Annotated in this window: 16 protein-coding genes; 3 read left to right on the top strand and 13 right to left on the bottom strand. The window is 61.1% G+C overall.

Features of this window, described 5'->3' with window-relative positions; translation table 11 throughout:
• Nucleotides 1-50: 50 nt before the first annotated feature.
• Together CKW26_RS00080 and CKW26_RS00075 are read right to left on the bottom strand one after the other, a co-directional pair.
• Entirely contained in the window at nt 51-296 is a 246-nt protein-coding gene (locus CKW26_RS00080; RefSeq protein ID WP_095047034.1) for a DUF2789 domain-containing protein, read from the bottom strand.
• Nucleotides 297-379: 83 nt separating this feature from the next.
• Nucleotides 380-841, bottom strand: a complete 462-nt coding sequence (locus CKW26_RS00075; RefSeq protein ID WP_095047033.1) for an aminoacyl-tRNA deacylase — start codon at nt 839-841, stop codon at nt 380-382.
• Between the two features lie 154 nt (nt 842-995).
• Between CKW26_RS00075 and CKW26_RS00070 the strand changes: the two genes are divergently transcribed.
• Together CKW26_RS00070 and CKW26_RS00065 are read left to right on the top strand one after the other, a co-directional pair.
• Nucleotides 996-1,547, top strand: a complete 552-nt coding sequence (locus CKW26_RS00070) for an NfeD family protein (protein ID WP_095047032.1) — start codon at nt 996-998, stop codon at nt 1,545-1,547.
• Between the two features lie 2 nt (nt 1,548-1,549).
• On the top strand, nt 1,550-2,308 hold the full coding sequence (locus tag CKW26_RS00065) for a slipin family protein (protein ID WP_007917711.1): 759 nt from the start codon (nt 1,550-1,552) through the stop codon (nt 2,306-2,308).
• A gap of 5 nt (nt 2,309-2,313) precedes the next feature.
• On the opposite strand, the gene CKW26_RS00060 is transcribed toward CKW26_RS00065, so the two are convergent.
• From CKW26_RS00060 to CKW26_RS00010, 11 genes are all read right to left on the bottom strand, one after another.
• The gene (locus tag CKW26_RS00060; RefSeq protein WP_095047031.1) at nt 2,314-3,894 is read right to left on the bottom strand and encodes a glycosyltransferase family 39 protein; all 1,581 of its coding nucleotides are present in this window, start codon (nt 3,892-3,894) and stop codon (nt 2,314-2,316) included.
• A gap of 55 nt (nt 3,895-3,949) precedes the next feature.
• The gene (locus CKW26_RS00055) at nt 3,950-5,584 is read right to left on the bottom strand and encodes an efflux transporter outer membrane subunit (RefSeq protein ID WP_256579856.1); all 1,635 of its coding nucleotides are present in this window, start codon (nt 5,582-5,584) and stop codon (nt 3,950-3,952) included.
• On the bottom strand, nt 5,581-6,651 hold the full coding sequence (locus tag CKW26_RS00050; protein WP_095047030.1) for an HlyD family secretion protein: 1,071 nt from the start codon (nt 6,649-6,651) through the stop codon (nt 5,581-5,583). Before CKW26_RS00050 ends, CKW26_RS00055 begins: the two co-directional genes overlap by 4 nt.
• Nucleotides 6,652-6,678: 27 nt before the next feature.
• On the bottom strand, nt 6,679-8,217 hold the full coding sequence (locus CKW26_RS00045) for an MFS transporter (protein ID WP_095047029.1): 1,539 nt from the start codon (nt 8,215-8,217) through the stop codon (nt 6,679-6,681).
• Nucleotides 8,218-8,440: 223 nt separating this feature from the next.
• Nucleotides 8,441-9,358 carry a LysR family transcriptional regulator gene (locus CKW26_RS00040; protein ID WP_016985559.1) on the bottom strand — a complete coding sequence of 306 codons (918 nt, stop codon included), beginning with the start codon at nt 9,356-9,358 and terminating at the stop codon, nt 8,441-8,443.
• Nucleotides 9,359-9,555: 197 nt separating this feature from the next.
• Nucleotides 9,556-10,422: an ABC transporter permease gene (locus CKW26_RS00035; protein WP_016985558.1), complete on the bottom strand. Its 867-nt coding sequence runs from the start codon at nt 10,420-10,422 to the stop codon at nt 9,556-9,558.
• A gap of 20 nt (nt 10,423-10,442) precedes the next feature.
• The gene (locus CKW26_RS00030) at nt 10,443-11,303 is read right to left on the bottom strand and encodes an ABC transporter ATP-binding protein (RefSeq protein ID WP_095047406.1); all 861 of its coding nucleotides are present in this window, start codon (nt 11,301-11,303) and stop codon (nt 10,443-10,445) included.
• Nucleotides 11,304-11,325: 22 nt separating this feature from the next.
• Entirely contained in the window at nt 11,326-12,222 is an 897-nt protein-coding gene (locus CKW26_RS00025) for a TauD/TfdA family dioxygenase (RefSeq protein ID WP_095047028.1), read from the bottom strand.
• 370 nt (nt 12,223-12,592) lie between these two features.
• Nucleotides 12,593-13,960 (bottom strand): HlyD family type I secretion periplasmic adaptor subunit, encoded by a 1,368-nt coding sequence (locus CKW26_RS00020; RefSeq protein WP_007918311.1) that lies wholly within the window; start codon nt 13,958-13,960, stop codon nt 12,593-12,595.
• A complete protein-coding gene (locus CKW26_RS00015; protein ID WP_095047027.1) occupies nt 13,950-16,106 on the bottom strand; it encodes a type I secretion system permease/ATPase in 2,157 nt (718 codons plus the stop codon). Before CKW26_RS00015 ends, CKW26_RS00020 begins: the two co-directional genes overlap by 11 nt.
• Nucleotides 16,107-16,140: 34 nt before the next feature.
• Nucleotides 16,141-17,493: a TolC family outer membrane protein gene (locus CKW26_RS00010; RefSeq protein ID WP_095047026.1), complete on the bottom strand. Its 1,353-nt coding sequence runs from the start codon at nt 17,491-17,493 to the stop codon at nt 16,141-16,143.
• A gap of 360 nt (nt 17,494-17,853) precedes the next feature.
• On the opposite strand from CKW26_RS00010, the gene CKW26_RS29250 reads away from it, so the two are divergent.
• A partial coding sequence (locus CKW26_RS29250) for a retention module-containing protein (protein ID WP_141231844.1) occupies nt 17,854-20,499 on the top strand: 2,646 nt, incomplete at its 3' end.

Here is a 20,499-nt window from a genome sequence, read left to right as displayed (position 1 = left end):
TTACATCGCGCATGTTTTTTTTACATTTCAGCCTTTTCCTGCAATTTTTTTTACACACTTCTACCCTTACGCAACAACACATCCAACTGATCCACCACCTCCGCCCAGTCGGCGTCATCCAGAATCTCGTCCCGTAAAAACTCCGCTTGGCTCTTCGTCCAGAAAAACGCATCAGCCAAATGCAGTTCGGGTTTGAGCGGGGAATGGGTGGTGATGAATTGGTCGATGCTGGTCGGGTCGTTGTCCAGGCCGAGTTGTTTGAACAGGGATGGGAGGCTATGGGTTGGTTGCTCCATTGCTGAGTTCCTTCAAAAATGGGGTGTTTGGAAGATTATTCGCGAGCAGGCTCGCGAAGGCCTCAGTGCCGGCGCCACAAAACCTAATCACTCAACTCCCGCACCTCGGCATGCGGCACCATTTTCAGAAACTCCGGCATGCTCATGTGCAGCAAGTAGTTGTGGTTGCCCGCCTCCAGATAAATATCCTTCTGCCGCGTCAGCAACGGGTCGATGACCATGTCCAGGCCATAGGAGTCACCCAGCGGCGGCACCGCGCCGCGCTCACAGTCGTCGAAGATGTGCGCCAGATTGCTTTCGCGGGTCAGTTGCCATTCGCCGCTGGTGCGCACCTTGCTCAGGTCCAAGTGACGGCTGGCCGGTAGCACGGCCATCAGGTAATGCCCGTGGTGGTCGTCGAGGATGATCGATTTGGCCACGCGCTCGGCGGGCACCCCGGCGACCCGTGCGGTTTCCAGGCTGCTGGACGAGTGTCGATGGGCGACGATGTCGTATTCGCAGTGCGCCCGGTTCAGGCTGCTCTGCACCTTTTTTGCCATACGCATGATGCACCTCGGTGTTGCGCTGAACGGTGGTTGCCGTGTCTTTGAGTCTAGTTCGGCGGGTGTCTGGCGCAGGGAAATCCGCTCACCGGACATATCTGCACATTGATCAAAATTCATACAGGACAACCCTCAACTAGACTGAAAGAACCAGCCCATGACGCTCGCGGAGGGTCACGTGAACAGCCGATGTTGTGCGTTTGCCTTGCTCCTGCTGATTAGCGGCTCAGCCCTGGCTGCCGACACCCCGTTGCCGCCGATGAGTCCGGCCGGTTTGTGGCTGATTACCTTGGGCATCGTCTTTCTGATCGCCGAAGCGGCGCTGCCCAATTACGGAGTGATCGGGCTGGGCGGCATCATCATGTTCGTCATCGGTGCGCTGATTCTGAGCAACGCCGAGTTGCCAGTGCCAATGATGATCGGCCTCGGTCTGATCAGCGCCCTGCTGTTGATCGGACTGCTGATCCGCGCCCTGAAAACCCGCCCGCGCCACGCCGTCAGTGGCGACGCCGGCCTGCTCGGCAGCGTGACCGCGATCACCACGGTGCAACCGGGCGATGCCCGCAATGGTTGGGTGCAACTGCAAGGTGAACGCTGGCAAGTGCTCAGCGCCACGCCGCTGCACACCGGGCAACCGGTACGCGTGGTGGCGCGCAAGGGATTGTTGCTGCAAGTGGCCGCGACTGACGCGGCACCGCTCGGAGAGTGATCATGGGTCTGCAAATCGGTTTTGTTGCGCTGCTGTTACTGGTCATTGCCTTGGCCGGCTCGACGTTTCGCATCCTGCGCGAGTACGAACGCGGCGTGGTGTTCCAGCTCGGCCGCTTTTGGCAGGTCAAAGGCCCTGGCCTGATCCTGCTGATCCCGGTGGTGCAGCAAATGGTCCGGGTCGACCTGCGCACGGTGGTGCTCGACGTGCCGCCGCAGGACGTGATCACCCGCGACAACGTCTCGGTCAAGGTCAACGCCGTGCTGTATTTCCGCGTGCTCGATCCGCAGAAGGCGATTATTCAGGTTGAGGATTATCTTTCTGCCACCAGCCAACTGGCGCAAACCACCCTGCGCGCGGTGCTCGGCAAGCATGAACTGGATGAGCTGCTGGCCGAGCGCGAGCAGTTGAACATCGACATTCAGCAGGTGCTCGATGCTCAAACCGATGCCTGGGGCATCAAGGTCGCCAACGTCGAGATCAAGCACGTCGACCTCAACGAGTCGATGGTGCGCGCCATCGCCAAACAGGCAGAAGCCGAGCGCGAGCGGCGGGCCAAGGTGATTCACGCCGAAGGCGAACTGCAAGCCTCGGAAAAACTCATGCAGGCAGCGGAAATGCTCGGTCGCCAGCCTGGCGCAATGCAGTTGCGCTATATGCAGACCTTGAGTTCGATTGCCGGGGACAAGAGTTCGACGATTGTCTTTCCGTTGCCGATTGAATTGCTCAAGGGCATGGCGGATTTGTCCGGCAAATCCTGACCCGCCTATCCACCCGCAGGTTTGGCCACGAACAAGCGTGCTTGCATCCCGCCCGCGTGGACTTCAGCGCTGGCCTGCCAGGTTGCGGGTAGCGGTGAGAACTCTTGTGGCTCGTCGACGGTTCCGACCAGCCAGACCCGGCCTCCGGCTGAGAGCTCCGTCAGGCTGTTCAGATAGACATCACTCGTCACCAGCGTGCCGAACCCGTACTCATTTGGCCGCGTCGATTGGCCATCGGCTTTCGGTGGGGTGAAGAGACGCACCTGCGCCCCGGTGCGATCGTAGTAGACGTAGCTCAGATACCAGAGCATGTCGCTGGTGACGATGCGGTCACCGGCAAGGAAATGCTGGTTGACGTACTTCACGACCGTGTCGAGTTGATCATGAGTGTCGACCGTGGTGTTGTTGTTTACGCCGACCAGTTCCACCGCGATCAGCGACACCAGCACCGCCAATGCCAACATCCGCACGCGGCTGTACAAACGGTCGATGGCCAACGCCGTCAGCATCGGCAGGCCGAGGGCGTAAGCCGTCAGATAACGTTCGATGAACACTGGCGTAATGAACGACACCAGATACACCAGCAACAGCGGCAGGCCGGTGTACAGCGCCAGCAGGATGCTACCGCGCGACACGCTGCGATCGCGCATCACAGCAATGACTGCCAGCCCCAGCATCGCCAGCGGCAACGCCGCGAAAATCAGCCACGGCAAACTTTCACCGTCATCCTGAATCAGCCATGACCAGATCATCGACGGCAGCGAACTCAACGTTACGGCAGGCTCCCAACCGACATCGCCACCGGCCTCGAGCTGCTGCATGTGTTGCACCAAATCAAGCAGATTGGGCAGCCAAGGCAGATACAAAGCAACGATGGCCAGGTTCGCCAGCCACCAGTTCCAGCGCTGGATATGCCGGAATCGATAACCTCGTTGTACGCGGATCGCGATCAGATAAAGCCAGTGACACAGCGCCGCGAGCACGGCGAAATAGTGGGTGTAGAGCGCGGCGCTCATCAGCAGCACGTAATACACCAGATATCGCTGGCGTTGCGGGCGCCGGATCCAGTAGGCCAGCGCCAGGCTCGCGGCAAGCAGCAGCGCCCCGAGCAGCGCGTACATGCGCACTTCCTGGCTGTAACGCACCGCAGTCGGCAGCAGCGCCAGCAACACACCGGCGATGAATGCGGCGCGGCGAGTGGCCAGGCGATCCACCAGCCACACGCCCAGCCCGACCGCCGCAATGCCGGCCAGCGCACTGAGAGAGCGGACCGCCAGAATGCCGTCCCCGAACAGTTCGACCCAGCCATGCAGCAGCATGAAGTACAGCGGCGGATGCACATCGAATGCCGCGTGCTGCCAGATTTCACTCAGCGAATAGCGCGCCAGCAGCAGACTGGAACCTTCATCGCCCCATATCGCTGCCGCGGTCAGATCATAAAAACGCACGAATGCGGCCAGCGCCAGGATCGGCCATAGCCAGTGATTTTTTATCCAGCGCACCCAGCGCAAGCTGCCGAACCAGGAGCCGGGCGCGGCAAACGGATCTTGCGTGTCGCCCATTGGCGTGACTCTGTTCGCCGCCATTGCTGCCTCTTGCCGCGCCGCAGCGCCACGAGAGTATGACGCGCCAACCTGCCCATCACTTTAGGTCAGCCACGGCAGAACCGTCGATGCCGGTTGGTGCTTTCACGACACCCGGCAACCCGACGGCGACTTTTGCCTCTGGATACACCGACTCCCAACCGCCGCCCAACGCCTTGTACAACCCGACCATCGCCAGCGAAACACCGGTCGAACTCTCCACCCACTGCTCCTGCGTCGCCAGCAGCGCGCTTTGCACGGTGAGGACGTTGACGAAATCGACCACGCCTTCGACGTATTGCTGTTGCGCAGTGCGCAGGGCGATCTGGTTCTGGCGTACGGCTTCGGCGAGGCTGTCGCGGCGGCGTTGACTGGCGTTGTAGGCGCTCAGTTGATCGTCGATTTCGTGCCAGGCACGCAGTACGGTTTGCTGGTAGGCAACGGCCGCTTCCTGCTGTTGCGCTTCGCGCAGTTGCAGCACGCCGCGCAGGCGTCCGCCGTCGAATAACGGCAAACTGAATTGCGGGCCGATGCCGAAGGCCCGCGAACCCCACGAGCCAAAGTCGCTGAGCTGCATGGCTTGCGAGCCGAGGTTGCCGGACAGGGTGATGCGCGGATAGAAATCGCCCTTGGCCACGCCGATATTGGCAGTGGCAGCGTGCAGGCGCGCTTCGGCCTGGCGGATGTCAGGGCGGCGTTCGGCCAGTTGCGACGGCAGGCCGATGCCGACTTGCAGCGGCGACTGCGGCACGGCGGCGTCTGTGGATAACTCCTTGGCCAATGCCTGTGGCGGTTCGCCCATCAACAGGCTGATCGCGTTGATCAGTTGCGATTGGCGCTGTTCCAGCGCGGGCAGGCGCGACTCGATCGCGGCGACTTGCGCGGCGGCTTCGGCAACGTCGAGGTCAGTCGCCACGCCGTCGGCCAGGCGCAGTTGCGAGAGCTTGAGGCTGTGCCGGGCAACATCGAGGTTTTGCTCGGTGACCGCGCGAGTGTTCTGCACGCCGCGCAGCTGAATGTAGTTTTGTGCGGTATCGGCGAGCACGGCCAGCAACACGCCGCGACGGTCGTTTTCGGCGACTTCGAGGTTAGCATCGGCAGCTTCGGTTTCGCGGCGCACGCGGCCCCAGAAATCCAGTTCCCATGAGGCGGAGAAACCGGCGTCCCACAGGTTGAACGCGGAATCGCCGTTGCGTCCGGACGGGTCGTTCAGGCCTTCGCCGCTGTTGCGTTTGCGCGCGTAGCTGCCAGTGGCGGCGGTGTTCGGATAACGGTCGGCGGTGATCACCTGGCGAGCGGCGCGGCTTTGTTGCAGGCGGCTGCTGGCCAGTTGCAGGTCGAGGTTGCTCTTCACCGCACGTTGAGTGAGCGCGGAGAGTTGCGGGTCATTGAAGACTTCCCACCAGCGTTCGTTGAGAGGTTCGCTGACGGCTTGGCTGGGGGCGGACTTGGCGGGTTTGCTCCAGTCAGCGATTTGCGTGGTTTCGGGCTTGTGGAAGTCCGGGCCTACGGTGCAGGCAGTGAGGCTTACTGCGAGCAAGGCACTGAAGGTGAGTGGCTGCCACAGACCCCATCGCTGGCAAGCCAGCTCCCACAGGGATTGTGCAGGTTGTCCAAATTGTTGAGCCCTACCGACGGAACCTGTGGGAGCTGGCTTGCCAGCGATGAGGCCAGTCGAATTACCACCCATCATCGCTGGGTCACCTCACGCACGGATTTCTCTGAACTGCCCGTATCAATACTCGCCTCCACCGACATCCCCACGCGCAAGCGCTCGGCCAATGGCTGACCCGGTTCCAGCATGATCTTCACCGGAATCCGCTGCACCACCTTGGTGAAGTTGCCCGTGGCGTTATCCGGTTTGACCGCCGCAAAGGTCACGCCAGTTGCTGGAGCAATACTTTCGACGCGACCGCTCAATGTCTCACCGCCGAGGCTGTCGACACGCACTTGCACTTCCTGCCCAGGCTGCACGTCCGTCAGTTGCGTCTCCTGAAAATTCGCCACTACATACGCCTGCTGCAACGGCACCACCGCCAGCAGTTTGCTGCCCGGCGTCACATACGCACCTACGCGCACCGCACGCTCGCCGATCATGCCGTCCTGCGGCGCCGTGATACGCGTGTAGGAGAGTTCGAAACTGGCGATTTCCAGTGCCGCTTGCGCGTGTTTCAGACTGCCTTCGGCGGCGTCACGCTGAGCGGTGAGGATGTCGACCTGCTTGCGTTCCGCCGCCAGCTTCGCGGTGGCGGTGTCCAGATGAGCAGTGGCCTGATCGATGCGCGTGCGCGCCTGTTGCGCGTTTTGCACGGTGCCGGCGCCGACGCCCGCCAAGTGGTTGTAGCGGTTCAATTCCTGCTGGGCAAAGGCCATTTCAGCCTTGGCAGACACCACCGAGGCTTGCGCCTGGGCGATCACCGAAGTCTGGCGCTCCAGCGTCGCTTTGGCATTCTGCAACTGCGCCCGCGCGACCAGGGTTTGCGCGTCCGCTGCCTCAGCTGAAGCGCGCAAGTCGCGATCATCGATCAGCGCCAGCAACTGGCCCGCCTTCACTTGCTGGTTGTCCTCCACCAAGACTTCCTTGATAAACCCGGCCACGCGCGGCACGACGAGCGTGTAGTCGGCAGAGACAAAGGCGTCGTTGGTGTTTTGCTGGGTGCGTTTACCAAACACACCGGGGAATGCCAGGTATACCAGCACGCCGACAGCCAGCGCGGCCGCTACAGCCACTGCGAGTTTTTGCTTTGCTTGAGTCGTCATAAAAACCTTCATTGTTCAGTGCAGCAATCAGGTCGGTGCGCGGGGCGGAAAGATCCGCGTCGGCAGCCAGAAAATCAGCAGGATCAACGCCACCGCGACGCCGGCCATGCACACGTAGAGATCGGAAGAGGTCAGCACCACGGCCTGCTCGTGCAGGCGATGGGCGAGGCCCGGATCGCTGCGGTCGGCCAGCGGCGAATTGCCGAGGCTGTCGACCAACATGGTCGAGTGAAAATGCAGGCGCGCCGTGGTCAGCGCCTCAAGCGCCCCGGTGGCGACCACCGCTGCCAGACCTTTCACGGTGTTGAACCACGCCGAGGCAAACGGACCGTCCGTTGGCTGGATGCTGCCGGTCGAGAGCATCAACAGCGGCAACACTGACATCGGTTGACCAAAGATCTGCAGCCATTGCAGGACGTAGAAATTGTCGCGAATCCATTCCGCGGTCAGCAGCGAGCCACCGAGGCAGGACAGCACCAGCATGCTCAAACCGATCCCGAGCACCCAGCGGCAATCGACCCAGCGCAGGTTGCACAACGCTGCCACCAACGGCAGCGCAATCAGTTGCGGCAACGCGGCGATCAGCATGATCGGTGCGGTCTGCGCCGGGCGATAACCCTGCACCTGTGCCAGATAACTCGACGGAATCAACACCACCGCCTGCAGAACGACCAGCACACCGGCCAACGTCATCAAGGCGAACGACAGGTTACGAATACCGAGCATCTGCAATTTGAAAAACGGGATCGGCTGCGACCACTCGTTGATCAGGAACGCCACCAGCAGCAGCGAGCCGGCGCCGAGCAATCCACAGATCAGGCTCGACTCGAACCAGTCCAGCCGATTGCCCTGCAACAAACCGATCACCAACATGCAGATCGCCGGAAAGCCCAGCAGCAGGCCCTTCCAGTTGAACGATTTGAGGCGTTCCAAACGCAGCGAGTCCTGCGGAATACCCCACGCGACCATCGCCATGGCGATCAGGCACGGCACGATGATCTGCCAGAACGTCCATTGCCAACCGACGTATTCGGTCCACAAACCGGCCAGCGGCGTGCCGAGACCCGGGCCGAATGTCGCCGTCAGTGCGTAGCCGGCCAGACCGTAAAGCTTGATGTTCGCCGGCAAAAAGCGCAGGGCGACGGTCATCAGCATCGGCGGTAACGCACCGCCGGCGAGCCCCTGCAAAGTGCGCATCAGCAGCAGACTTTCGTAGTTCGGTGCAAACGGGCACAGCACGCCAAGCAAGGTGAACAGGCTGATCGCGCAGAGGGTGAAGCGGCGCAACGAGAAGGTCACCGAACACCACGGCGCGAAGGCCATGGCTGCAACCGAGGTGGCGGTGTAGCTGGCGACCAGCCAGGTGCCTTCGTCGTAACCGATGTGCAACCCGCCACGGATGTCGGCCAGGGCCACCTTGGTGACCATCTCGTTGAGGCCCGACACCAGCACCGCCAGCAGCACGCCGACCAGGCCAATGATGATCCGCGCCCCGAACACCGGTGGCGCGGCCGCCGTCGCCGGGCTGGCCGCAGCGATGGGCACCGCAGCCGACAGGGATGTCATGAATACACACTCCGGAGGGAAAAATACCGGAGCATCTTAGTCGGGCTTAGCAATGACGAAAATTGACTTATTGGCAGCTTATAAGTGCGCCGGACGCAATCATTAACCTCTGTAGGAGTGAGCCTGCTCGCGATAGCGTTGGGTCAGCCAATGTATGTGTTGACTGACACACCGCTATCGCGAGCAGGCTCACTCCTACAAGGGTTTTGTGTGGGTTCGCAGATTAAGGCTGGGCAGCCAGCCACGTTTCATCACAACAAGCCTTGAGGGTTTCGCGCAGCCAGCGGTGCGCCGGATCTTTGTCGAAACGCGGGTGCCAGGCTTGGGTCAGCATCAAGGTCGGCAATGGGATCGGCAGGTCGAACGAGCGCAGTTTCAAACCGAGCCGGCGCACGCTGAGCAACGCTTCTTTGGGCACCGGCAGGATCAGGTCGGAATCCGGCAAGGCAAACATCGCCGCATGAAAACTCGGCGCAATCACTGCCACACGGCGCTCCAGCCCCAAGGCATTCAGCGCCGTATCGATCGGGCCGCGCGCGATGCCGCGTCGCGACATGCTGATATGGGAAAACCCGGCGTAGCGCTCGGCGGTGATTTCACCGTCGAGCAATGGATGATCTTCGCGCACCAGTCCCACGAAGTGCGTCGAGAACAGGTTCTGCACTTTGACTTCCGGGGTGACGGGCCGGGTGTTGCTGACGCTCAGATCGATGCGGCCCTCGCGCAGTGCCTCATCGTCGCCATCGCCTTCCGGGACGAAACGCAATTCGCAGTGCGGCGCCAGTTGATCGAGGGTGTCGAATAGCTTGCCGCCGTAAACACCGATGAAGAAGTCATTGGCACGGATGCTGAAGCGCCGGCGCAGCGTGCCCAGTTCCACCGAGTCGGCCGAGCGGAACAGCAGCGCGGCCTGCTCGACCACATCGCGCACCTGTTCGCGCAACTCTAGCGCCTTGGGGGTTGGCACCAGACCACGACCGGCGCGCACAAGGATCGGGTCGCCGATGGCCTCACGGATCCGCGTCAGGGTGCGGCTCATGGCCGCCGGACTGAGGTTCATCCGCCGAGCGGCGCCGACCACACTGCCCTCATCGAGCAAGGCGTCGAGGGCGACCAGAAGGTTCATGTCCGGGAGCTGCATACTGAGCACTCATGGCTGATCAGGATTGATCTGCGCGCAATGCTAGCAAACATCCTTTAGGTATGGAGGCGCCGGACAGGACGCCATCGCTGGCAAGCCAGCTCCCACAGTGGTTGAGGCGTTCACAACATCTGAAAACACCAAAAAACCTGTGGGAGCTGGCTTGCCAGCGATGGGGCCAGCCGTCACGCCAGAAATTACCGCTGCATCCCCCACCGCTTAACGGTCACCCGCTCCAGCGTATCGAACACCAGATTCTCCACCAGCAACCCGATCAGAATCACCACCGCCAACCCGGCAAACACCTTGTCGGTATACAGCTCATTGCGATTCTGAAAGATGTACCAACCCAGCCCACCCTTGCCGCTGGTCGCGCCAAACACTAGTTCCGCCGCGATCAACGTGCGCCAGGCAAACGCCCAGCCGATCTTCAGCCCGGCCAGAATCGACGGCAGCGCCGCCGGGATCAGGATGAACAGCACCAGCCGCAAGCCCTTCAAACCGTAATTGCGCCCGGCCATGCGCAGCGTTTCAGAAACTCCGAGAAACCCCGCGTAAGTGTTTAGTGCCAAAGCCCACAACACCGAATGCACCAGCACAAAAATCAGGCTGTTCTGCCCTAGGCCAAACCACAGCAGCGCCAGCGGCAACAGGGCAATCGCCGGCAACGGGTTGAACATCGAGGTCATCGTGCTCAGCAGATCGCGCCCCAACTGCGTCGACACCGCCAGCGTGGTCAGGGCAAACGCCAGAACGATGCCGATCAGGTAGCCCTTGATCAGGACCACCAGCGATATCCACACCTTGGCCAGCAGCTCACCACTGAGCAGCCCCTCGAACAGCGCGTGGCTGGTCTGCAAGAAACTCGGCAGCATCAGGTCATTGTTCTGGATCCGTGCGACCACTTCCCAAAGCACCGCCAGCACAATCAGGATCAGGCCTTTACGCAACCAGCCCTGTTGCCACAGCCGCGTGCCGAGCGACAACTCCCGCTCGACCGGCACTTCAGTCAGCGGCTCCAGAACAACTTCAAACTCTTCACGCACAGATGATGAATGGCTCATCGGGTAATCCTCCTGGCCGCTCAATAGGCGATGCGAATGTCGTTGAAGTCGTGGTCACGCTCGGTTTCCGGCGACTGGCCTTCGTCGAACAGCAGTCGATGAATGCGCCGCGCCGACTCCTGAAACGCCACGCCACCCAAGCTGTGCAAGTCGTATTGATGGCTGTGCACTTCGGCGCGCACTCGGCCGGGATGCGGCGACAGCAGCAGGATACGATTGCCGACCACCAACGCCTCTTCAATCGAGTGGGTGACGAACAGCAGAGTGAAGCGCACCTCTTCCCAGAGCAGCAGCAGTTCTTCCTGCATCTTGCGCCGGGTCAGCGCATCGAGTGCGGCGAATGGCTCGTCCATCAGCAGGATTTTCGGCTGCATCGCCAACGCCCGGGCAATCGCTACGCGCGCTTTCATGCCACCAGACAAAGTGTGCGGATAGGCATCGGCAAACGCCGCCAAGCCGACCTTTTCCAGATAGTGCAGCGCGCGTTCTTCAGCTTCTTTTTTCTTCAGCGTGCGTGAGGCGAGCAGCGGAAACATCACGTTCTGTTTGACGGTTTTCCACGGCGGCAGCTGATCGAATTCCTGAAACACCACAATCCGGTCCGGACCCGGCGCATCGACGCGCTGACCTTGCAGACGGATCTCGCCTTCGCACGGTTGAATGAACCCGGCGACCGCTTTGAGCAAGGTGGATTTGCCGCAACCGGACGGCCCGAGCAACACGTAGCGATCGGCCGGATCGATTTCGAAACTGACCTGGTGAGTGGCGCGCACCACACGTTGCGGCGTGCGGTATTCGAGGCTGACGTGATCGACCGCCAGCAGTGCTTCGCTGCGGGCGATCGGGTTGCTGGCCGCGTGGCCTGGCAAGAGAGCGTTCATGATTTGATCAATCTCCGGCGAATCAGAAAGGCGCATCGCCCTGAATGGTCGTGCGATACAGCTTGCGGCGCAGGTGCGCCGGGCAGCCGGCGGCGAGATGGATCAGCGAACGGTTGTCCCAGAACACCAAGTCGTGTGGCTGCCACTGATGGCGGTAGATGTTTTGCGGCAGCACGCTGTGGGCGTAAAGCTCGGTCAGCAACTGCTGGCTCTCGTCATCCGGCAGGCCGACGATGCGCGTGGTGAAACCTTCGCTGACGAACAACGCCTTGCGGCCGTTTTCCGGGTGCGTGCGCACCACCGGGTGCACCACTTCCGCGACTTGAGCCAGTTGCTCCGGGGTCAGGGTCGGGCGCCAGTTGCCTTCGAATTTGGTTTCGCTATAGCGGGCGGTGTAGGAATGCGCGGCACTGCGGCCTTCGACCGCTTTGCGCAACGCTTCGGGCAAGCTGTCCCAGGCTTTGTGCATGTCGGCGAACAGCGTGTCGCCGCCCTCCTCTGGCAACTCCTGTGCATGGAGCATCGAGCCGAGACTTGGCAACTCTTTATAGGAGAGATCGGAGTGCCAGAACTTGCCAGCATCGCCGAGGCCGATGTTCTGGCCGTTTTCGATGATGTTGGAAACAATGAGGATTTCCGGGTGATTGGCCAGCAGGAACTGCTTGAGCACGTGGATCTGCAACACGCCGAAGCGGCGGCTGAAGTCGATCTGTTGCTGCGGGGTGATTTGCTGGTCGCGGAACACCACGACGTGGTGATCCAGGTGCGCGCGGTGAATGCGCGCGAAGTCCTGATCATTGATCGGCCGGGTGAGGTCAAGGCCGATGATTTCGGCGCCGACGGCACCACTGAACGGGCGGATTTCAAAGGATTGCGGCGCGGCGGTCGCGGCGCTTGGGGAAGCAGTAGCTGCGGACATCTTTCCATCTCCCACGCACGGCGCGCTCACGGGCGCGCTCGTCGATCAGACACTCACGCTGGATTGCGTGTTGGTTCAGGTCGTGCGGCGCGCCGATTGGTCGGCAGGTACGCAGGGGGAGACTTTATAGCTATAAGAAGTGGAGATTAAATACCGTTAATGAATAACGATATGGCGATTGGTGAGGAATGGACTGGATGGTGAGTGACGGTTTTTGTCACTTACTGACAGGCATGTGGTGTTTTGGCTGCCGCCATCGCTGGCAAGCCAGCTCCCACAGGGTTCTCGGCTGGAACATCAATATGTGTCCGACACAGAAACCTGTGGGAGCTGGCTTGCCAGCGATGAGGCCGGCAAGGCCACTAGAGAATCAACGCTCGTGCAACGCCTCAGCCCGCGCGCGAATGATCGGCTTGAGCAGATAACTCAACACCGACTTCTTGCCGGTAATGATATCCACCGACGCCACCATCCCCGGGATGATCAGCAACGGTTTTTCATCCGTACCCAAGTGGCTGCGCTCAGTGCGCACCTTGATGATGTAGTAGGTGGTTTTCTTGTCTTCGTCGGTGATGGTGTCGGCACCGATCTGCTCAAGCTTGGCTTTGAGCCCGCCGTAAATGGTGTAGTCGTACGCGGTGAATTTGACGATCGCTTCCTGCCCCGGGTGCAGGAAGGCAATGTCCTGTGGACGGATCTTCGCTTCGACGAGCAAGGTGTCGTCCAGCGGTACGATTTCGACCATGTCGCTGCCCGGCTGAATAACGCCGCCGATGGTGTTGACCAGCAACTTGTTGACGATGCCGCGCACCGGCGATGTCACCAGCGTGCGGCTGACGCGGTCTTCCAGCGCCTTGCCGGTAGCGCTGGCCTTGTTCAGGTCGGTGCGCGCCTCGTTGAGTTGGGTCAGCGCTTCGCTGCGGAATTTACCGCGCGTCTCGTCGATCTTGCGCTGCACTTCCTTGATCGCCGATTCAGCGCGCGGAATCGCCAGCGTCGTTGCATCCAGCTGACCACGGGTTTCCACCTCGGCACGCTTCAGACGCAAGACCTCTACCGGGGACACCGCGCCCTGCGCCACCAGCGGCTCGGACATATTGATTTCCTGCCGCTGCAAGCCGAGCTGCTGCCGATACTGCGCTTGCTTGGAGGCGAATTCGCGCAGCTCTTGCTGACGCTGAATCAACTGCTCCTGCAAACCACCAATTTCGTCATGCAATTGCTGACGGCGGCTGATGTACAGCGATTCCTCACTTTTCGCCTGGCCCGGCACGGCCTTGAGCACGTCCTCGGGGAAATTCAGCGGACGGTCATCCACTTCGGCGCTCAGGCGCTCGACCCGCAGCAACATCGACAGGCGATCGGCTTCGGTTTCGCCGACGTTGGAGGCAAATCGCGTGTCATCGAGACGAATCAGCGGCGCACCCGCCTCGACGATCTGGCCTTCCTTGACGAAAAGTTCGGAGATGATCCCGCCCTCAAGGTTCTGGATTTTCTGGATCTTCGACGACGGAATCGCTTTGCCGTCGCCCTTGGTCACTTCGTCGATCACGGCGAAGTTGGCCCACAGCAGCAGGAATATAAAGAAGCCGATGATCGCCCAGATGGTCAGGCGCACGACGCGCGGGGCGTCTTCGATCAGCGCTTTGTTGACCTCTGGGAGGGGCTGGCCCTGCAGTGATGCCGAGCCTTTGAAGTAGCGACGGATCGAATCCTTGAAACCCGACTTAAGCAACACTGATCTGCCCCTTCTTCAACGCTTCCATCACGGCGGCTTTCGGGCCATCGGCGAGAATCTGTCCACGGTCAACCACCAGCAGGCGATCGACCAGCGACAGCAGCGACGCCCGGTGCGTCACCAGCACCACAGTCTTGTTTTCAATCACGGCGGCGAGGCGTTGCTTGAGTCGTTCTTCACCGGTGTTGTCCATGGCGCTGGTCGGCTCATCCATCAGCAGGATCGGCGGATTGAGCAACAAGGCCCGGGCCAGCGCAACGTTCTGCCGTTGACCGCCGGAGAGGTTCTGCCCGCGCTCGCCAACTTGCAGCTCATAGCCTTGCGGGTGCAGGCGGGCGAATTCGTGGACGCCGGCCAGTTCGGCCGCCTGCAGGACCAGCTCGTCTTCGACATAACGCGCGCCGGAGACGAGGTTGTCACGCAGGGTGCCGGCCAGCAGTTGGATGTCTTGCGGCACGTAGCCAATGTTGTAGCGCAGTTCGCTGACGTCGATCTGGCGGATATCCACACCGTCGACCAGCAACGCGCCATCGTCCGGCTGATACAGGCCGACCAACAGTTTGGCGAGGGAGCTTTTGCCCGAGCCGCTGCGTCCGATGATGCCGATTTTCTCGCCCGGACGGATCACTAGGTTGATGTTCTTCAGCGCCGGGTTCTGTTGTTCCGGGTAGGTAAAGCTGAGCTGGCGGCACTCGATCGCGCCTTGCAGCACCTTGCGGCTCAGCGGGCGCTCTTCGAAATTGCGCTCTTGCGGCAGCTCCATCATCTGGTCGACCGAGGTCATGGTTACCCGCGCCTGCTGATAACGGGTCAGCAGACCCGACAGCGACGCCAGCGGACTCAGTGCGCGACCGCTAAGCATGTAGCAGGCAATCAGACCGCCCATGCTCAGGTTGCCGGCGATGATCTGGTACACGCCGAAGACAATCATGATCACCCCGGCCAGTTGCTGGATCAGCAGGGTGATGTTCATTGCCAGGCCGGAAAGCATTTTCACCCGCAGCTCGAGACGGCTGAGGGTGCCGATGGTCTGTTCCCACTGGTACTGGCGTTCGCTCTCGGCGTTGTTGACCTTGACCGCGTCGAGGCCGGCGAGTGTTTCGATCAGGCTCGACTGGCGCTCGGCACCGAGGGCCATGGTGCGCTCCATGGTCGCCACCAGCGGTTTCTGCAACGCGTAGCCGATCAGCAAGGCAATCGGGAAAGCCAACACCGGAATCCACACCAAGTGCCCGCCGAGAATGGCGATAACGATAAAGATGAGGATGGTGAACGGCAGGTCGATCAGGCTGGTCAGGGTCAGCGAGGCAAGGAAGTCGCGCAGGCTCTGAAACTCGTGGATGTTCTGCGCAAAGCTGCCGACCCGCGCCGGGCGGTATTTCATCGACATGCCGACGATGCGTTCGAACAGCGTCGCGGAGATGATCAGGTCGGTTTTCTTCCCGGCCAGATCCAGGCACAAACTGCGCAGGCTCTTGAGGATCAGGTCAAAGAGGTAGGCGCCGGTAATCCCGAGGGCCAGCACCCACAGGGTCGCTTCGGCCTGGTTCGGCACCACGCGGTCGTAGACGTTCATCACGAACAGCGGCGCGGCCATGGCGATGATGTTGATCAGGAAACTCGCGGCGATCGCATCGGCATACAGCCAGCGCGAACGCTTGAGGGTGTCGCGGAACCACGAGCGTGCGCGCGGAATCAGCGTGCCGTGGTTGACGTCGAATTTGTGTTGCGGCTGGGCGAAGAAGACTTTGCCGGTGTAATCGTCAGCGAGCAGTTCGCGACTGACGATGGACTCGCCGCCGTCGGTTTCGCTGAGCAGCACCCGCGCTTCGTTGTCACCCTGCCAGCCGAGCAGGACGGCGCTGCGGCCATCCTTGAGCAGCAACAGTGCCGGCATGGCGATCGCCGGAATTTCTTCCAGTTTGCGCTGCAGCACTCGACCTTGCAGGCCGGCGCGAGCCGCCGCGCGGGGCAGCAACTCGACACTGAGGCGTTGTTTGGGCAGCGGCAGGCCGGTGGTCAGCATCGCCGCGCTGGCGGGTTTCTGGTGGAGCATGCAAAGGGCGAGCAGGCCGTCCAGTAAAGGATCGTCGTGCAACGCGCGTGGATCATGACTGAGTTGAACTCGACTGACTTCTGATTCCACGCTCGACACTCTTTGACAGTTGAAAAGGGATAACTCAATTCATCCCAGGCAGCTGGACCTTGGGCTTCACGTCGTTTTGCACAACGGATGCCAACGGTGCGACCACTCCCTGGCTTCTGAGCAACTCGCCCATGGTCGCCTTGATTCGGTACTGAGTAAATAACTGAATGTTTTTGATTTCAGCCAGACGCCGCGAAGCGGTGAACAACTCGTTTTCGCTGTCGAGCAAATCGAGCAGGGTCCGTTCGCCGAGGCTGAACTGACGCTGGTAAGCGGTGCGCACCGAGGTGCTGTGGTCGACGTATTGCTGAGCGATCGGCACCTGCGCGTTGGCGTTGTTCAAGGCGTTCCAGGCCAGACCCAGCTCTTCGTTCAACTGACGCAAAGCGTTGTTGCGGATGTCCAGCGCCTGGTTCGACAGGTACGACTTGGATTCCAGATCGGCCTTGTTGCTGCCGCCCGAATAGAGGTTGAAACGCATGCGCAGCATGGCTTGCCATTCGTTGTTGTGACCGTTCTGGCCGTCGAGGTCGTTGTCGGCGGTGCGCCCCAGTTCGGCGTCGAAACGTGGGTAGAAGGTCGACTTGGCTGTTTCGTATTGTTTCTCGGCGGCGGCGATGTCGGATTCGGCCGAACGCAGGATCGGGCTGTTTTCCAGCATCTGCTGCCGCGCTTCGTTGAGGTTGGCCGGCATCATTGCCATGAACGGCGCCGGCCGCTCGAGTTGATCGGGCATCTGGCCGACGGCGCTGAGGAAATTGGTTTCCGAGTCGGCCAGATTGGTCTGCTCGGTGATCAGGTTGTTGCGGGCCTGGGCCATCCGCGCTTCGGCCTGATCGAGGTCGGCACCGCTGCCGACGCCGCGCTGGGTGCGCAACTGGATCTGATCGTAGATGCGCTGGTGGCTCTTGAGGTTTTCTTCGGCCAGACGCACGAACTCACGACGGGTCAGCACGTCCAGATAAACCTGGGCGACGGTCAGCGCGGTGCGCTCGGAAGTACCAAGCAACGAGTACGCACGGGAGTTAACGGTGGCTTGTTGACGCCCGACTTCGCTGGACGTCGCAAAACCGTCGAAGACCATTTGCGAGAGACGTAAACTTGACTCGCTGCGGTTCAGGGTTTCCCAGTGGTTGCCGCCGCCATTGGCGCGGGTGGTGACGCTGTCGGTGCCTTCACGGCCATAACCGCCGAGCAGATCGACCTTCGGCAGGTATCCCCCTTTCGCCGCTCTTAATTGATAATCCGCCGCCAAACGACTGTTGACCCCTGCCTGGATTTCCGGATGGACATCCAGTGCCTGCTGCATGGCTTCTGGTAAGGATTGTGCTTGTACAAAAGAGGCGGCGAGAGCGAAGGGTACGGCGAAAAGCAGGGGCGAACGCATGATAGGAATTTCCCAGAACTTCTTGTCTTGAATCACAGCAAAACGTGGCGCTGCGTCGGATGATGGCAACCAGATTGACCGTATGTCGGAAAGTTCAAAACAGGAACTGGATCACACGCTAAAGGACAGGTCGCCGCGGAAATATCAATGTGACATTAGTGGGGCGATTGTTTAGGATGGCACCCAGAAGGTCAATAGTTTGGCATAAAGTTAATAGCGAAAGAATATAGCCAAATTATTGACGATTAGATGCGTCAAACTTGATTCGCAAATTTTAAAAGTACGTCCAGACTGAGTCGGCGCCAAAAGCCATCAGGTCTATGGAAGTCAACTGAACGTGACACCCCCGGAGAGTCTTCAATGAGCAGTGTTGTTGCCATCGTCAAAAGCATTGTCGGTCAGGTATTTGTAGTCTCCCCTGAGGGTGTACGTCGCGTACTCGTTGAAGGCGATCGCCTGTTCGTGGGTGACCAGATCGACACCGGCCTCTCCGGCGCCGTGTCGCTTGAGTTGGCTGATGGCCGCACCCTCGATCTGGGCCGAGAAACCCAGTGGAGCGCCAACGCGCCTGACTCCAGCACTGACCTGGCCGAGGCCACTGCGCAGGCAGCGCCGTCGGTAGCCGAACTGCAGCAAGCCATCGCCGCCGGTGTCGACCCGACCACCGCGCTGGACGCCACTGCTGCCGGCCCGAGTGCCGCAGGCACGGGCGGTGCCGCCGGTGGTGGTCACAGCTTCGTCATGCTCGACGCCACCGCTGGCCGCGTTGACCCGACCATTGGTTTCCCGACTGCAGGCATCAACGCTGGCGGACAAGCCGCGCAAAACATCACCGGCGGCCAGACCACCGACACCACCACCAACGCCTTGCGTGATTCGACCCTGAGCCTCAGCGCCACGCCGTCCATCACCGAAGCCGGCGGCGTGCTGGTGTACACCGCGACCCTGACCCAGGCGCCGCTGACCGACCTGACCATCACCCTGTCCAACGGCGCGGTGATTGTGATTCCGGCAGGCGCAACCACTGGCACCGTCAATGTGCCGCTGGCGCCGAACGACACCGTTTACAACGACCCGACCCAGATCGACGTGACCGTCACCGGCACCACCGGCGGCAATGGCATCACCGTGACCCCGCCGACCACTCCGGCCACAACCCAGGTCACTGACACCATCGACACCACCACCGTCACCCTGACGGCCGGGCCGAGTGTCACCGAAGGCGGGCAGATCACTTACACCGCGACCCTGACCAACCCGGCGCAAACCCCGGTGACCGTCACCCTGTCGAACGGCTCGACCATCACCATCGGCGCCGGCCAGACCACCGGCACGGTCAACGTGCCGACCCCGGCCAACGACGTCTATAACAATGGCAGCACCGTCACCACGACGATTACCGGTGCCAGCGGCGGTAACTTCGAAAACCTGGTGCCGAACCCGACGCCAGCGGTGACCACCATCACCGATTCGATCGACACCACCAACCTGACCCTGACCGCCACCGGCACTGTGGTCGAGGGTGGCCAGATCACTTACACCGCGACCCTGACCAACCCGGCGCAAACCCCGGTGACTGTCACCCTGTCGAACGGTTCGACCATCACCATTGAGGCTGGGCAGACCACCGGCACCGTCAACGTGCCGACTGCGGCCAATGACGTCTACAACAATGGCGGCACCGTCAGCACCACCATTACTGGCGCTACCGGCGGCAACTTCGAAAGCCTGGTGCCGAACACCACGCCTGCGACCACCACCGTTACCGACTCGATCGACACCACCAGCGTGAGCCTTACCGCCACCGGTACGGTCGTCGAAGGCGGCCAGATTACTTACACCGCGACGCTGACCAATGCTGCGCAGACTCCGGTGACGATCACCCTGTCGAACGGCTCGACCATCACCATTGACGCCGGCCAGACCACTGGCACCGTCAACGTGCCGACTGCGGCCAACGACGTTTACAACAATGGCAGCACCGTCAGCACCACCATCACCGGTGCTACCGGTGGCAATTTCGAAAATCTGGTGCCGAACACGACGCCAGCGACCACCACCATTACCGACTCGATCGACGACACCAACCTGTCGCTGACGGCAACCGGGACCGTGGCCGAAGGTGGTTCGATTGTTTACACCGCGACCCTGACCAACCCTGCCGGCACACCGGTAACCGTGACCCTGAGCAATGGCTCGGTGATCACCATCGAGGCTGGCAAAACCACTGGCACCGTGACCGTTCCGGCGCCGGCCGATGATGTCTATAAAGACTCAGGCAAAGTCGAAGTCACCATCAAGGATGCAACTGGCGGCAACTTCGAGAATCTGGTGCCTAGCACCGTTCCAGCCGTGACCGAAGTGACCGACACCATCGACACGTCGACCGTGAAACTGACGGCTGACACCTCGGTGGCTGAAGGTGGCACCGTCACTTACACCGCCACCGTCGGTGCGCCGGTGACTGGCTCGCCAGTGATCGTGACCCTGGCCAACGGTCAGAACATCACCATCGAAGTCGGCAAAACCAGCGGCACCGTGACCACCACCGCCCCTAACGATGCGTTGACCGGCAATGCGCCGCTGACCAACTCGATCACCGGTGTTTCCGGTGGTAATTACGAAGATCTGGTTGCCGACAAGACCCCGGTATCGACCACTGTTACCGATGTCGCCGACACCACCGACCTGTCGCTGAGCGCCACCGGTTCCGTGGCCGAGGGTGGTTCGATCGTTTACACCGCGACGCTGACCAATCCGGCCGGCACGCCAGTCACCGTGACCCTGTCGAATGGCTCGGTGATCACCATCGAAGCGGGTAAAACCACTGGCACCGTGACCGTTCCAGCGCCATCTGATGACGTTTACAAAGACGCCGGCAAAGTCGAAGTCACCATCAAGGATGTGTCTGGCGGTAATTTCGAGAACCTGGTCCCGAGCACCACGCCAGCCGTGACCGACGTCACTGATACCATCGACACGTCGACCGTAAAGCTGACGGCTGAC

Source organism: Pseudomonas sp. Irchel s3h9 (assembly GCF_900187475.1).
GTDB classification, from domain to species: Bacteria; Pseudomonadota; Gammaproteobacteria; order Pseudomonadales; family Pseudomonadaceae; genus Aquipseudomonas; species Aquipseudomonas neuropathica.
Note: the sequence above shows the minus strand (reverse complement) of the source record. Positions and strands in the feature narration are given on the sequence as shown.